At 60.7% G+C, this 15,593-nt stretch carries 10 protein-coding genes; 8 read left to right on the top strand and 2 right to left on the bottom strand.

The window, feature by feature from the left end; translation table 11 throughout:
• The first annotated feature begins 268 nt into the window (after positions 1 to 268).
• Both dnaE and C6W91_RS10755 read left to right on the top strand, forming a co-directional pair.
• A complete protein-coding gene (gene dnaE / locus C6W91_RS10760) occupies positions 269 to 3,781 on the top strand; it encodes a DNA polymerase III subunit alpha (RefSeq protein WP_274832291.1) in 3,513 nt (1,170 codons plus the stop codon).
• A gap of 142 nt (positions 3,782 to 3,923) precedes the next feature.
• Entirely contained in the window at positions 3,924 to 5,522 is a 1,599-nt protein-coding gene (locus tag C6W91_RS10755) for a bifunctional diguanylate cyclase/phosphodiesterase (RefSeq protein WP_274836266.1), read from the top strand.
• 95 nt (positions 5,523 to 5,617) lie between these two features.
• Here C6W91_RS10755 and C6W91_RS10750 read toward each other — a convergent pair whose 3' ends face one another.
• Positions 5,618 to 5,812: a SlyX family protein gene (locus C6W91_RS10750; protein ID WP_065271085.1), complete on the bottom strand. Its 195-nt coding sequence runs from the start codon at positions 5,810 to 5,812 to the stop codon at positions 5,618 to 5,620.
• A gap of 149 nt (positions 5,813 to 5,961) precedes the next feature.
• Between C6W91_RS10750 and C6W91_RS10745 the strand changes: the two genes are divergently transcribed.
• The 4 genes from C6W91_RS10745 to hisG all read left to right on the top strand — a co-directional run bounded on the left by C6W91_RS10745 (position 5,962) and on the right by hisG (position 10,172).
• Positions 5,962 to 6,765: a crotonase/enoyl-CoA hydratase family protein gene (locus C6W91_RS10745; RefSeq protein WP_370570811.1), complete on the top strand. Its 804-nt coding sequence runs from the start codon at positions 5,962 to 5,964 to the stop codon at positions 6,763 to 6,765.
• A gap of 140 nt (positions 6,766 to 6,905) precedes the next feature.
• The gene (hisS, locus tag C6W91_RS10740) at positions 6,906 to 8,393 is read left to right on the top strand and encodes a histidine--tRNA ligase (protein ID WP_065271083.1); all 1,488 of its coding nucleotides are present in this window, start codon (positions 6,906 to 6,908) and stop codon (positions 8,391 to 8,393) included.
• A 4-nt stretch (positions 8,394 to 8,397) separates the two neighbouring features.
• On the top strand, positions 8,398 to 9,486 hold the full coding sequence (locus tag C6W91_RS10735) for an ATP phosphoribosyltransferase regulatory subunit (protein ID WP_347509252.1): 1,089 nt from the start codon (positions 8,398 to 8,400) through the stop codon (positions 9,484 to 9,486).
• The gene (gene hisG / locus C6W91_RS10730; protein WP_065271081.1) at positions 9,483 to 10,172 is read left to right on the top strand and encodes an ATP phosphoribosyltransferase; all 690 of its coding nucleotides are present in this window, start codon (positions 9,483 to 9,485) and stop codon (positions 10,170 to 10,172) included. The genes C6W91_RS10735 and hisG overlap by 4 nt, the downstream gene beginning before the upstream one ends.
• 53 nt (positions 10,173 to 10,225) lie before the next feature.
• Here hisG and C6W91_RS10725 read toward each other — a convergent pair whose 3' ends face one another.
• The gene (locus tag C6W91_RS10725) at positions 10,226 to 10,657 is read right to left on the bottom strand and encodes a DUF1489 family protein (RefSeq protein WP_065271080.1); all 432 of its coding nucleotides are present in this window, start codon (positions 10,655 to 10,657) and stop codon (positions 10,226 to 10,228) included.
• 350 nt (positions 10,658 to 11,007) lie between these two features.
• Here C6W91_RS10725 and C6W91_RS10720 point away from each other — a divergent pair, with 350 nt between their 5' ends.
• Together C6W91_RS10720 and C6W91_RS10715 are read left to right on the top strand one after the other, a co-directional pair.
• Positions 11,008 to 13,302, top strand: coding sequence for an adenosylcobalamin-dependent ribonucleoside-diphosphate reductase (locus C6W91_RS10720; RefSeq protein ID WP_370570810.1), 2,295 nt, complete (start codon positions 11,008 to 11,010; stop codon positions 13,300 to 13,302).
• A gap of 321 nt (positions 13,303 to 13,623) precedes the next feature.
• On the top strand, positions 13,624 to 14,721 hold the full coding sequence (locus C6W91_RS10715; RefSeq protein WP_370570809.1) for an AAA family ATPase: 1,098 nt from the start codon (positions 13,624 to 13,626) through the stop codon (positions 14,719 to 14,721).
• Positions 14,722 to 15,593: the final 872 nt, after the last annotated feature.

The raw sequence follows: 15,593 nt of genomic DNA, 5'->3' as shown, positions 1-15,593 counted from the left end.
AAGAAAAAGCGACACTACGGGCGGCAAAAGCTTTTGGCCGTGAAATCGTCCGGTCGAATGATTTCCATTTGTTATTAGTGCGGTAGCGGGAATTTGAGAGCGCTGGCTTGCCGCGCCTGTTGAAAACACTTTCAAAAAGAGGCGAAGAATACAGCCCATTATTCAGGCGAAAAGACAGAATCTGCGGTGACAGGCGGCAGCGCGCAAACTGCCGGGCGCGGCACGAATGCGCTTTTCTCCTGCGCGTGGGATCGGATAGCTTGCAGCCATGACCAACGCTCCCCGATTCATTCACCTGCGCACCCACACCGAATACTCTTTGCTGGAGGGGGCGCTGCGGCTGAAGAAGCTGCCGGACCTGTGCAAGGCAAACGATATGCCTGCCATTGCGGTGACGGATACCAACGCGATGTTTTCCGCGCTGGAGTTCTCGGTCACCCTGTCCGGCGCCGGGATCCAGCCCATCATCGGCTGTCAGGTGGATCTGACTTTCGAGAAGACCGAACCGGGAGAGCGCCCCAAAGCGCCGGCCCCCATCGTTTTGCTGGCCCAGAACGAGGAGGGGTACGAGCATCTGATGAAGCTGTCCTCCTGTCTTTACGTGGACAAGGGTGGGCAGCTGCCGCAGGTCACGCTGGAGGATCTGGAGGTCAACTCGGCGGGTCTGATCTGTCTGTCCGGCGGGCCGGACGGGCCGGTGGGACAGCTTTTGCAGCAGGGACAGCGCCCAGCGGCCGAAGCGCTGATGCAGCGGTTGAAGGCGATCTACCCGGATCGGCTGTATGTAGAATTGCAGCGCCATCCGGGCGAGGACGGGCAGCCCGATGCGGAAAAGCTGACCGAACGCGGCCATGTGGAAATGGCCTATGCGATGGAACTGCCGCTGGTCGCCACCAATGACGTCTATTTCCCCAAGACCGAGATGTATGAGGCGCATGATGCCATGATCTGCATCGCGGAAGGCGCCTATGTGGACCAGTCCGAGCCGCGCCGCCGCCTGACCGCACAGCATTATTTCAAAAGCCAGCAGGAGATGGTGACGCTGTTTGCCGATCTGCCGGAGGCGGTCGAGAACACGGTGGAAATCGCCAAACGTTGCGCTTTCATGGCCTATCGGCGCGACCCGATCCTACCGAAATTTGCCGATGACGAGGTGCAGGAGCTCAGGCGACAAGCGAACGAGGGCCTGCAGAACCGGCTTGCGGTGATCCCGCATGCGGTTAGCGTCGAGGAATACCAGAAACGGCTCGATTTCGAGTTGGACATCATCGAGGGTATGGGTTTCCCCGGTTACTTCCTGATCGTTGCGGACTTCATCAAATGGTCCAAGGACAACAATATCCCTGTCGGGCCTGGCCGTGGCTCGGGTGCGGGCTCACTGGTGGCCTATGCGCTGACCATCACCGACCTTGACCCGCTGCGCTATAGCCTGCTGTTCGAACGCTTCCTCAACCCGGAACGGGTGTCGATGCCCGACTTCGACATCGACTTTTGTATGGACCGGCGTGAAGAGACGATCCGCTACGTGCAGCAAAAATATGGCCGCGACAAAGTAGGCCAGATCATCACCTTCGGTGCATTGCTATCCAAGGCGGCGGTGCGCGATATCGGGCGTGTCTTGCAGATGCCCTATGGCCAGGTGGACCGCCTGTCCAAGATGATCCCGGTGGAAGGGGTGAAACCTGTCTCCATCGAAAAGGCCTTGCAGGACGAACCTCGCTTGAAGGAAGAAGCCCGCAATGAGCCTGTGGTGGACCGGCTTCTGACATACGGTCAACAGGTCGAAGGCCTGCTCAGGAATGCCTCGACCCACGCGGCGGGGGTGGTGATTGGCGACCGGCCACTGGATGCGCTGGTGCCGCTTTATCAGGATCCGCGGTCGGACATGCCCGCGACCCAGTTCAACATGAAATGGGTGGAACAGGCCGGTCTGGTGAAGTTCGACTTTCTGGGCCTGAAGACGCTGACCGTAATTCAAAACGCGGTGGATCTTATCAACCAGTCCGGGCGCGATCTGCACATCGCAGCCGATGGCACCCAGCTTTATGAGCCGCCCGAAGGCGCGGTGAACGAGATCAACGCCATCCCGCTGGATGACGAGGCCTCTTACAAGCTTTATTCCTCGGCCAAGACGGTTGCCGTGTTCCAGGTGGAATCCACCGGCATGATGGATGCGCTGAAGCGCATGAAGCCGAACTGCATCGAGGATATCGTTGCGCTGGTGGCGCTGTATCGTCCCGGTCCGATGGAGAATATTCCAACCTATTGCGAGGTGAAGAACGGCCAGCGCAAGATCACCTCGGTACATCCGCTGATCGACCATATCCTTGAGGAAACCCAAGGCATCATCGTCTATCAGGAACAGGTGATGCAGATCGCCCAGGTCATGGCGGGCTATTCGCTTGGCGGCGCGGACCTGTTGCGCCGCGCGATGGGTAAGAAGATCAAGGAGGCGATGGACGCCGAGCGCCCGAAATTCGAGAAGGGCGCGGCGGAGAATGGCGTCGACAAGAAGAAAGCCTCGGAGGTTTTCGACCTTCTGGAAAAATTCGCCAACTACGGTTTCAACAAATCGCACGCGGCTGCCTATGCGGTGGTGTCTTACCAGACCGCCTGGCTGAAGGCGAACCACCCGGTCGAGTTCATGGCCGGTGTCATGAACTGCGATATTCACCTCACGGATAAGCTGGCGATCTATTTCGAAGAGGTTCGAAAGGGGCTGAGCCTGCCCTACGTGCCGCCTTGCGTGAACCGGTCAGAGGCGACGTTCAACGTGGTGAACGGCGAACTGGTCTATGCGCTGGGCGCGCTCAAGAACGTCGGCGTCGATGTCATGCGGCTGGTGACAGCGGCGCGGCGCGAGGATGGCACGGAACGGCCCTTTGTCAGCATTTTCGACTTTGCCCGCCGGGTGAATTTGAAAAAGGTGGGCAAGCGCCCGCTGGAAATGCTGGTGCGGGCCGGAGCCTTTGACCAGCTCGACAGCAACCGCCGACGCCTGTTCGAAAGCCTCGAGGGGCTGGTCAATTATTCTGCCGCGATCCACGAACAGAAGAATTCAAATCAGGTCTCGCTCTTTGGTGAGGCGGGCGACGATCTGCCCGAGCCGCGCCTTGCTGGCACCCCGGACTGGCTGCCTGCCGAACGGCTGGGCGAGGAATTCAAGGCGATCGGTTTCTACCTGTCCGGTCACCCGCTGGACGATTACATGCCCGCCCTGAAACGCAAGGACGTGATGACCCTGGATGAGGTCACCGCCAAGGCCGAGCGCGGTCCCTTCATGGCCAAGATGGCCGGGGTTGTCGCCGGGCGGCAGGAGCGCAAATCGGCGCGCGGCAACCGGTTTGCCTTTGCCCAGCTCAGCGATACCAGCGGCGCCTATGAGGTGACCCTGTTCTCCGAAGTTCTGGAAAAATCGCGCGAGTTCCTTGAGACCGGTGCCAAGGTGGTGATCACCGCCGAGGCGACCATGGAAAGCGACCAGCTGAAACTGTTGGTGCGCTCGGTCGGGCCAGTGGATGCGGCCATTGCCGATGCCGGAAAAAGCTCGCTCAGGGTCTATGTCAGTGATGCCAGCGCCATCGGCACTGTGGCCCGCGTGCTGGAGGATGCAAAATCCGCCGCCCGCAACGCCAGCCGGGGCGAGGTGCTGATGTATCTGCAGGATCCCGGTCTTCCGGGCGATGTGGAAATGGATCTGGGGCAGATCTTTCCGATCAACCCGCAGATCAAGGGCGCGCTGAAGTCGCTGGAAGGTGTTTTGGACGTCGAGGAAATCTAACCCCAGACCCGGCGGGAAACCACCGCGCCGGGATGTGGGGAGGGAACCGTTAAAGCTTTAGATAAACGTCTTCTTCTTGCTGAACGTGTTTTTAGGATAACTGGCATAGTCAAAGGGAAACCTTTTGCACTAGGGCTGCTTCGTGTCATTGTTTTTCGCCAGATTGAAAGACTACTGGGTCTACCTGCTGATCTGTGCAGGGACGATGGTAACCTTTGTGATCAGCGTTGAAATCGATGCATTTGATACCTTCTACGAGTATAGTCGCGCGCATGAGGACTGGGAGCTGGACGAGATCGCCATTCTGGTGCTCAACCTGGCCTTCGGGTCGTTTGTTGCGCTGATCGTAAGGTCCCGCCAGTTGGCCCGCGTTGCAGGGGAACGGGACCGGGCCGAGAAAGAGGCGCAGCAGTTCGCGTGGCATGATCCCCTGACGGGCCTGCCGAACCGGCGTGCGTTCGTCGATCACCTGGCTACGCTCGACAGTGCAGACGGGGCATCGGGCGGGGTTGTGCTGATGCTGGATCTTGATCGGTTCAAGGCGGTCAATGACATCCACGGACATGCCTATGGCGATCTGGTCCTGATGGAGTGTGCAGCGCGGCTGAGGGCAGAACTCACTGCGGATGATCTTGTCGCGCGTCTGGGCGGAGATGAATTTGCAATCGCGCTGGATCCAGAGACCACCGCGACGCGCGCTGAAAGCGTCGCCCGGCGTTTGCTGACTGCGATTTCACAGCCGATTCTTGTGGATGGTATCCGGCTGTCCGTCGGCACCAGTGTCGGACTGGCCTTGCTGACACCCCGGCATAAGGCGTCAGACGCCCTGCAATACGCGGATCAGGCGCTCTATTCGGCCAAGAAAGGCGGCCGTGGGCAATTTGCCTGGTTCGACGCAGAGTTGGAACAGGAGGCGCGGGAGCGGCGCGCATTGGAGCTGGATCTGAAAGAGGCCGTAGCGAATGACGAAATCGCACCCTTCTTTCAGCCCGTCTTTGACATTGCCACCGACAGGCTGCGCGGCTTTGAGGTGCTTGCGCGCTGGACCCACGCCACCCGCGGCGTGGTGCCGCCCGATCTTTTCATTGAAATCGCCGAGGATGTCGGGCTGATTGCCCCGCTGGGCTGGAGCGTCCTGCGCCAGGCCTGCCTTGTGGCGCGCAGCTGGGATCCGCGGGTGCGGCTGGCGGTGAATGTATCGCCGACCCAGTTCCGCGACGGTCATCTGGTCGAGCGGATGAAAGAGGTGTTCGAGGAAACGGGCTTTGATCCCCGTCGGTTGGAAATCGAGCTGACGGAAACCGCAATCATGTCGGATTTTGCCATGGCGCAATCCACTCTAAGACAGCTGCATGCACTGGGCGTCACAGTGGCGCTGGATGATTTCGGGGCGGGGTTCTCGTCGCTGTCAAACCTGCGGCAATTGCCGTTCGACAGTATCAAGATCGATGGCAGCTTCATTTCCGACATCAAGGATCGGCCCGAAAACCAGCGAATCGTGTCGGGGATCCTGGCCCTGGCGCATGGGCTGGATCTGGAAGTGACGGCGGAAGGAGTGGAAACCGATGCGGATTTCGACTTCTTGCAGTCGGTGAAATGCGAAATGGGGCAAGGGTATCATTTCGCCCGCCCCATGTCGGGGGAAGACGTGGCTTGGATGCTGGAAACAAAGTGGTCATCGCTGCGGCGCATGCGCTCCAGTTCTGATCCGGAGCAGGACCGGTTCTCCAAGGCAGGTTAGCGCCGCGTGCCTGAAACGCCGCAGCGGCGGGGCGGAAACGGGTGACCGTGGCCGGGGAAGGGGCTTTCCAGCCTTGCCTGCAATCCTATAGCAGCTCAGTAATGCGGCGGCCGCTCATCTCCGAAAATCACCCCGCCGGTACCTTCCTGTGATCGGGTTGCCTCGCGTTCGAACAGCATCTGAACCCGGTGGGTTAGGCGATCCAGTTCGGTTTGCTGACGGGCAATCACATCGCTCAGCTCGTCAACGGTGCGGGTAAGATGCGCGATCTGTTCTTCCAGGTGCTGCATGATGTGTCTCCTTGGCTGCGCAACGTCATACGCGCGCCGGGCTTGCCGGTCCATGGGGGAAACGCCAACCTGCTACCGCGGTGGGCCGACGGGAGACGGCCGTCTGGCACAGGATCGACTAGGCACAGGATCGACAGGGAGGACAGGTCATGACAGTCAGCAGCGAAACACGGGATGGGGTCACCACCATCTCCATCTGCCGCCCCGAGGTACGCAACGCGGTAGATCCGGATACGGCCCGCGCGCTGTTCGAGGCCTTTTTGGCGTTTGACGCTGATCCCGATGCACGTGTTGCGGTGCTGACCGGGCAAGGCGGTTATTTCTGTGCGGGCTTTGACCTGAAATCCGCAGGATCGGGCGCTGCCGATGCCTGGATTGCCGGGCTGGATAAACCTGAAGGGTGGTCTGATCCGATGGCCGATCCGCTGCCCGGACCGATGGGACCTTCGCGGCTGATGCTGCGCAAACCGGTGATCGCTGCCATCGAAGGACCTGCCGTCGCCGGGGGGCTGGAACTGGCCGCATGGTGCGATCTGCGCGTGATGGCCGACGACGCGACCGCAGGTGTATTCTGCCGTCGCTGGGGTGTGCCGCTGATCGATGGCGGCACGGTGCGCCTGCCGCGTATTCTGGGGCAGGGACGCGCAAATGATCTGATCCTGACCGGACGCCCGGTGCAGGCATCGGAAGCGCTGTCGATGGGGTTGGCAAGTCGGGTCTGCGCACCGGGGGCCGCCCTGAAGGTGGCGCAGGCGCTGGCCGCCGATCTGGTGCGCTATCCGCAGGCCTGCATGCTGGCCGATCACCTCTCCGCCCGTATGGCACCGGGGGAACTGGCGGCGGCACTGAAACGCGAATGGCAATCGCGCGCCAGTTTCGTGGCCGAAGGGCGCGACGGTGCGGCGCGCTTTGCCGCAGGGAAGGGTCGTGGCGGAGACTTTGCCAGTATCTGACAGGCTGTCGTACTCAATCGCAGCTGAGGCGCAAAGGCCGCGACATTGCCTTCGCGCGTATCGTTACCTTGCCGTTGTTACATGCATCGGCTAGACCCCGCGGCACGTATCAGACCAACGACACCCGTGAGGAGGCCACAATGGCCAAAGTCAAGAAACAACCCCGCCCCAAGGCCATCACGCCCAAGGGTTTCCGCGATTATTTCGGCGCCGAGGTCACCCAGCGCACCGAGATGCTGCATGCGATCGCCGGGGTTTACCATCGATACGGGTTTGATGCGCTGGAATCCTCGGCCGTGGAAACGGTGGAGGCGCTGGGCAAGTTCCTGCCGGATGTGGACCGCCCGAACGAGGGTGTCTTTGCCTGGCAGGAGACAGACGAAAGCGGCCAGGGCGACTGGATGGCGCTGCGCTATGATCTGACGGCGCCGCTGGCGCGGGTCTATGCCCAGCACCGCAACGATCTGCCCACCCCCTATCGCCGCTATGCGATGGGGCCGGTCTGGCGCAACGAAAAGCCGGGACCGGGCCGCTATCGCCAGTTCTACCAATGCGATGCCGATACCGTCGGCACCGCCTCGATGGCGGCGGACGCCGAAATCTGCGCCATGCTGTCTGACACGCTCGAAACCGTCGGCATTCCGCGTGGCGACTATCTGGTGCGAGTCAACAACCGCAAGGTTCTGAACGGTGTGCTTGAGGCCATGGGACTTGAGGAAGGCGCTGCCTCCCGCGATGACGTGCTGCGTACCATCGACAAGTTCGACAAGGTCGGCGAAGAGGGCGTGCGCCAGCTGCTGACCAAGGGACGGCTTGATGCCTCCGGTGCCTATATCGACGGTGTCGGCCTTAGCGAAGAACAGGCCGCGCCGGTTCTTGCCTTCCTGACCTCCAAGGCTGCCGACACCGCTGGAACGCTGGAAAACCTGCGCGCTGCTGTGGGCGACAGCAAGATCGGCGCCGAAGGCATTGCCGAGCTGGAGCAGATTGGCGCGTTGCTGGCGGCGGGTGGCTATGGCCCCGACCGGATCGAGATCGACCCCTCGGTGGTGCGCGGTCTTGGCTATTACACCGGTCCGGTGTTCGAGGCCGAGCTGACCTTTGAAATCCTTGATGAAAAGGGCCGCAAGCGGCAGTTCGGCTCGGTTGCGGGCGGCGGTCGTTATGACGGGCTGGTGAAACGGTTCACCGGGCAGGAAGTGCCGGCCGTTGGGGTCTCCATCGGTGTCGACCGTCTGCTGGCGGCGCTGCGCGAAAAGGGACGTCTTGCTACCCAGCCGACCGGGCCCGTGGTGGTCACCGTGATGGACCGCGACCGCATGGCCGATTATCAGGCGATGGTAACCGAACTGCGCAACGCAGGCATCCGGGCCGAGGTCTATCTGGGCAATCCCAAGAATTTCGGCAACCAGCTGAAATACGCGGACAAACGCCATTCCCCCGTCGCCGTGATCGAAGGTGGCGACGAAAAGGAAAACGGTGTGGTGCAGATCAAGGACCTGATCCTTGGGGCAAAGATTGCCGAAAACGCCACGCTGGAAGAATGGAAAGAACGGCCCAGCCAGTTCGAAGTGCCGCGCACGGATCTTGTCGCGAAGGTGCGCGAGATCCTCGAAAGTCAGGGATAGTCCGATGCCCACACGTTCAGACATATTGGCCCGCGCCGCACGGTTGCGGATGAATTTCGAGGCGGCCGGTGCCCAGGCAGTCGAGCCGCCGCTGTTGCAGCCTGCGGAAACGCTGCTGGATCTTTACGGCGAGGACATCCGTGCCCGCGCCTATATCACCTCGGATGCGCTGCGCGGCGAACAGATGCTGCGCCCCGATTTCACCGTGCCCGTCGTGCAGATGCATATGCGCCAAGGCGCAGATCCGGCCCGCTATACCTACTCGGGCGAGGTGTTTCGCCGTCAGGAACATGATCCGGACCGCGCCAATGAATATGTGCAGGTCGGCTATGAGGTCTTTGACCGCGCTGATCCCGCCGGGGCTGATGCTGAGGTTTTTGCCCTGATCGCCCTGCAGCTCCGGGGCCTGCCGCTGCGCGCCGCGACTGGCGATATCGGTATCCTGATGGCTGCGGTAGAGGGGCTCAACACCACCGACAAGCGTAAATCCGCGCTGATGCGGCATATCTGGCGGCCGCGCCGGTTCCGGAGCCTGCTGGAACGCTATGCCGGGCGGGGCACCGTGCCGGAAAGCCGTAAGAAGCTCTTGTCCACCGAAGGTTCCTTGAGCGGATCCGCCCCCGCGATTGGCAAACGCCGCGCCGCCGAGGTTGACGCACGGGTTGAGCTGCTGCGCGCCGATGCCGCCATGCCGCCGATTTCCGAGCATGAGCTGTTGGCGTTGGAAGCGCTGATGGCCGTGCGCGAAACCATCCCCTATGCCATCGAGCAGATGCGCGATATCGCGGTGGATCTGCCACAGATCCTGCCCGCGCTGGACCGGCTGGAGGCGCGCAGCGCCGCGATGAAGGCGCGTGGCATCGATGTCGACAGCCTTGATTTCGAAGCCTCCTACGGGCGCACCTCGATGGAATATTACGACGGCTTCGTCTTTGGTTTTTATGCCGAAACCAAACCCGGATTGCCGCCGGTCGCCAGTGGCGGACGCTATGATGCGCTGACCCGGCAGTTGGGGCAGGGAGATGAAATCCCGGCGGTGGGCGGGGTACTGCGCCCCGATCTGATGCTGATGCTCGAGGAGGTGCAGTCATGAGCCTGAAGCTTGGCGTGCCGTCCAAGGGGCGGCTGATGGAAAAGACCTTTGACTGGTTTGCGAAACGGGGCGTGACCCTGTCGCGCACCGGGTCAGAGCGTGAATATGCCGGGGCAATCGAAGGCGTGCCGGGGATGGAGCTGGTGCTGCTGTCCGCCGGAGAGATCCCGCGCGAACTGGCGGCGGGGCGGATTCACCTTGGGGTGACGGGCACCGATCTGGTGCAGGAAAAACTGCCCCGCTGGGAACAGCAGGTCGAAGAGCTGGAGCCACTGGGATTCGGGTTTGCCGATCTGGTGCTGGCGGTGCCGCAGTTCTGGATCGACGTGGATACGCTTGATGATCTGGACGCGGTCGCGGCGGCGTTTCGCCAGACCCATGGACACCGGCTGCGGATCGCCACGAAGTACCACCGGCTGGTGCGTGAATTCCTGACCGAGGCCGGTGTAGCCGATTACCAGCTGGTCGACAGCCAAGGCGCCACCGAAGGCACGGTGAAGAACGAGACCGCGGAAATGGTCGCCGATATCACCTCGACCGGGGAAACCCTCAGGGCCAACCACCTGAAGCTGCTGAGCGACGGTCTGGTGCTGAAATCCCAGGCCACCCTGTGGCGCAGCCGCGAGGCAAAATACAGCGCCGATGAAAAGGCCGCGCTGAATACCCTGCTGGACATGATTGGTTAAACTCTCACGTCGGCCCTTGGCTCCCGCGTTCGCGGGGGCCGGGGCAGGGCGCGTTACAGGACGCCGATCTCCGCCAGCGCTTGCGACAATTCGGCGGGCAGGGGCTGTTCCTCTTCGCGCCCCTCGGGCAGGTCTGCGGGGCTGTCCTCGGGCTTCAGATAGCGCCAGCCCTGAAAGGGACGTTTGGGCGCGGTATTGGTGCGATGCAGGTCGCGGTCCAGCACGATAGCGCAGCGGCGAATTCCGTCCTCGCCGGTGACTTCATCCAGTCGCAGAATGCGCTGGCGGCATTGGATCAGTCCCTTGATCACCCAGAAGATCGAGCCGCCATTCAGCAGCTCGGCCTCGCGTTTCGGCCACATGCGGGTCACGTGGCGGGGCAGGCCTTCGGGCAGCGTCTGGCGGTACTGCTCCTGCCAGGCCTGAAGGGTTTCCACGCTTTCGGTTCCGACCGAAAGTTTGACCAGATTGATGTGTTTTTCCAAGGTCGTCCCCCAAGTGCCCAGTCATAGTGACAGGGTTCGTTAGTCTAGGCCTTTTGCCGCGCACGGCAAGCGACTGCAAATCGCTTTTGCGTGGGAGACACCTGCGCTGCTGTCATGTGCAGGTCCGGGCGAGGCGTTCGAAAATTCTCCCACAGTTATCCACAGGCTGCCCACAGGTTTCTCCCCGCAGGCAACAGCATCTAGTGTTTCGTTTGGGGGCAGGCGTCAATATGTGGTAGGGTCAAGGGCAAAAATCTATGTCGAAATCGTAAATTTGCGTTGAGGCTTCTCTAAACCGTGTAGTATCGAGAGCGCCACGCCGTAACGACCAGCCACGAGGGATTCGCTGTATGAGCCGCTTTGCCGCCCCCATTGCCGAGCAGATCTGGGACATGAAATACCGCTTTAAACAGGCGGATGGGACCCCGATTGACGTCACTGTCGAAGACAGCTGGCGCCGGATTGCGCGCGATCTGGCTCGGGCCGAGGACAAGCCCGATGTCTGGGAGGAAAAGTTCTTCGAGGCGCTGGAAGATTTCAAATACCTGCCCGCAGGCCGCATCACCGCAGGGGCGGGGACCGCGCGTCAGGTGACCCTGTTCAACTGTTTTGTGATGGGCACAGTGCCCGACAGCATGGCGGGTATCTTCGACATGCTGAAAGAAGCAGCCCTGACAATGCAGCAGGGCGGCGGCATCGGCTATGACTTCTCGACCATCCGCCCGCGCGGCGCCGACGTAAAAGGCGTGGCGGCAGATGCATCCGGCCCCCTGTCCTTCATGGATGTCTGGGACGCCATGTGCCGCACCATCATGTCCGCAGGCTCGCGCCGCGGCGCCATGATGGCGACCATGCGCTGCGATCACCCGGATATCGAACAGTTCATCACTGCCAAATCCGACCCGGCGCGGCTGCGTATGTTCAACATGTCGGTTCTGGTCACCGATGATTTCATGGATGCGGTCAAGGCTGACGGCTCCTGGGATCTGGTCTTTGGCGACAAGGTCTACCACACGGTTGAGGCGCGCGATCTGTGGAACAAGATCATGCAGGCCACCTATGACTATGCCGAGCCGGGCGTGATCTTCATCGACCGGATCAACAAGGCCAACAACCTCTCCTACGTCGAGGAAATCTGCGCCACGAACCCCTGCGGCGAGCAGCCCCTGCCGCCCTATGGGGCCTGCCTTCTGGGCTCCGTCAACATGGCGCGGCTGGTGTCGAACCCGTTTGAAGCCAATGCCGAGCTGAATCTTGATGCGATGCAGGAGCTGGTCGCCACGGCGGTGCGGATGATGGACAACGTCGTCGACGTCTCCAAATTCCCGCTGGACGCGCAGGCTGCCGAAGCCCAGAACAAGCGCCGGATCGGCCTTGGTGTCACCGGGCTGGCCGATGCGCTGCTGATGCTGGGCCTGCGCTATGGCTCGGACGAGGCGGCGCGTCAGACCGACGAGTGGCTGCACCAGATCGCCCGCGCCGCCTATCTGGCCTCGGTGGATCTGGCCAAGGAAAAAGGCGCCTTCCCGCTGTTCGATGCGGAGAAATATCTGGCCTCGGGCAACATGATGAACATGGACGAGGACGTGCGCGAGGCGATCCGTGAACATGGCATCCGCAACGCGCTGCTGACCTCGATTGCGCCCACCGGCACCATCAGCCTTTACGCGGGTAATGTCTCTTCGGGGATCGAGCCGGTCTTTGCCTATGCCTATACCCGCAAGGTGCTGCAAAAGGACGGCTCGCGCACCGAAGAGGAAGTGGTGGACTATGCGGTCAAGATGTACCGCGACAAGTTCGGCGCCGATGCGGAACTGCCCGACTATTTCGTCAACGCCCAGACCCTCGCGCCTGCGGATCACGTCAAGATGCAGGCAGCGGCGCAGAAGTGGATCGACAGTTCCATTTCCAAGACCATCAATTGCCCGGAAGACATCTCGTTCGATGACTTCAAGGATGTCTACATGCAGGCCTGGGACCAGGGCTGCAAGGGCTGCACCACCTACCGCCCCAATGATGTCACAGGATCTGTCCTGTCGGTCAGCGAAAGCGCCGATACTGCGCCGGGTGAAACTGCGGATGCACCGCACGAAAGCGACACAGAGAACGGCGCAGAAGTGGTCTATATGTCCGAGCCGCTGGACCGTCCGCAAAGCCTGGAAGGCCATACCTACAAGCTTAAATGGCCCGACAGCGAGCACGCGATCTACCTGACCATCAACGACATCATCATTGGAGGCCACCGTCGCCCGTTCGAGGTCTTCATCAACTCCAAGAACATGGAGCATTACGCCTGGACGCTGGCGCTGACGCGGATGATCTCGGCCGTGTTCCGCCGTGGTGGCAACGTATCCTTCGTGGTGGAGGAACTGAAAGCCGTCTTTGACCCACGTGGGGGGGCCTGGGTGCAGGGCAAATATATCCCCTCGATCCTGGCGGCCATCGGCGGCGTGATCGAAACCCACATGGTAGCAACCGGGTTCCTCGAAGGGGAGGGTATGGGGCTGAAGTCGGATCCTAAGGCGGAAGTCGTCACTCTGAATACCCCGCGCGGCAAGGCCTGCCCAAGCTGCGGCCAGTTTGAAATGCAGATGGTCGAAGGCTGCATGACCTGCCGCAGCTGTGGCCATTCCAAATGCGGCTGAGCGTGGGGTAACCAAAAGTTGTCGGGACCACTAATAAACTGCCATTGATGGGGGTCTTTTGCCATTCCCGCACGAGATAAACTGCCACCGGCTGCGTCGCAGTCGGTGGTTTTGTTTTTAAACAATGGCTTAGATGAGACCCCCGATTTGCCTTCTGAAGGAGGCCTTACTGCCTTGAGCAACAAAGGCACCTGTTGACCGAGGCAACCGTATTGAGCAGGACTGAACTCAATACCTGGCCAGGTTCTTCCCCAAACTTCCCGAACGTACTTCCTTGTATTCGGGAACCAAACGGCGCGGTGCGTCGGGAAAGGACCAATGATGACTAAGATCAAATTCATTGACGCGGATTTTTATGATGCCAATGCAGACAAGCGAGCAATTCGGCGGCGCCTGGAACGGTTCCTGAAAGTACGCCGCGCTCCAGGGCTCGGGGTCGCGCCGCCTGATCCGGATGCTCCGAGTGATCTCCTGCGTTGGGAGAGCGATTTGGCCTTTGTTGAGATCGGGCGCGAAGTTGAGGGGCGGATAGATCGCCGGGCTGGTAGGATGGTGGAAATGCGGGCCGCGCTCGCAGGCCTCTCCCATCTCAAGCACGATGACTTGAAGGCCCTGAAGGTTTTGCGCAACGGTGCGGAGCTGATCCGGATCCGGTCGGAGCAGCAGGCGGATGAAATCGCTGCCGGGATCCACGAAAACATGCCTTGGATGGCGCCCGCGACAGATTTCCTCTGGAAGTCGATGCGGCGCTCAGTTCGCAATGGTGACGCGGGCTTCCGCCTTCCTCCGGTTCTCCTCGACGGACCGCCGGGGATCGGAAAAAGCATGTGGGCCCGCCAGTTGAGCACAGAACTTGGTGTGCCACGTTGTGGTGTGGAGGCGACGGCAGAGCAGGCGTCGTTTAGCATCGTGGGGGCGCAGCGCGGCTGGGCCAGCGCAATTCCGGGACGCCCATTGACGACAATCCTGAAACATCTGATTGCCAACCCGGTGGTCGTTGTGGATGAAGTTGAAAAGGCCGGGGTTGCCAACTCGACCAAAGGGACCAGCTTTGGCCTGACCGAGGGGTTGTTGTCCCTCTTGGAGCCATCTTCCGCGATCCTGTGGCAGTGCCCCTTTTACCAGGTGGGGTTCGACATGTCCTGGATTAGCTGGGTGCTGACCTCCAACACATTGGCGACTTTGCCTGCTCCTTTGCTGAGCCGTCTGGAGGTTATGCGCCTGCCAGCGATTCCTGTTACTGAGCTGACCGATTTTGCCCACCGCGAGGGCAGGAGGCGTGGACTAACGCAAACTTCGGTAGAGGCCGTGGTCGAGGCGTTGGACATTGCTGGGCGAGGTGCTGAGTTGAACCTGAGGCATGTGATCCGAATGCTGACACGGGGGGAAGCGATGGAAGCGGTTGGAATTCGTCATTGAGCACACAGTTCTGCGCCCACTTCATCACTGAAAAGGAGCCGCATATGCCGGACCGAGACCACTATATCACCGAGGAAGCATTACGCATCATGGGGAGGTTCCCTGAAGTGTATGGGGGGCTGGATCATTGGGAGCACAAGCCTAGCGTGGAGGTTCACCTGCGGCGAGGGCTGGTACCCTCTGATTGAGCGACTGAGCGTGGACTTCGCCGCAATCATCTGCGAGGATGGTTTGAGCCGTTTTCAGTTGCAACAAGTCAAGGAGAAGCTGGGAGGTTTGCGGTAGTATGCCTATTGCGGGAACGCCCGTACTTCCGAGCGGATAGTTCAGGCCCAGAAAGAAGCGGCACTGACTTGTGAGCATTGCGGCGTTCAGCCAGCAAAGAAGAAAGACCTTGGCGGTGGCTGACTACCATATGCGAGGCATGTGCCGCTTTGCTGCCACAATCATGATCTTGGCAGGTGTGGTAAGTCCCCTTTTTAGATTCTGACACAAAGAATAGAGGGCGCTGGGGGCATTCGGGAGGGCAGATCTGGACAAGGCATCAGTCTGATGGAAACGCAACGAGGACCTTGCCGATGTGTTCTGGATAGCATCCGCCGCAATTCTCTTTTGGAGATCGATGCGGCGCTTGGCAAAAACGGTGGCGTGGGCTGGGGGCAACTCGGATGGATGAAGTGCCAGGGTCTCTCGCTCCTGTCGGCCCATCACTTTAGAGGGCGATGTGGATTCGTATGCTCGCCGAATATAACAATGCCCGTTTTTTGCCCTCCTATCTATGTATTCTTCTTCCTTGAGGGGCATACTGAATCGCTCCGGTTTCATCGGAGACCTATAGCTTCATTTCACGCGACCATATCGAGCACGTCGCG

Origin of the sequence: Phaeobacter sp. SYSU ZJ3003, from assembly GCF_041300735.1 — a bacterium.
Lineage (GTDB): Bacteria > Pseudomonadota > Alphaproteobacteria > Rhodobacterales > Rhodobacteraceae > Phycobacter > Phycobacter gallaeciensis_A.
Note: the sequence above shows the minus strand (reverse complement) of the source record. Positions and strands in the feature narration are given on the sequence as shown.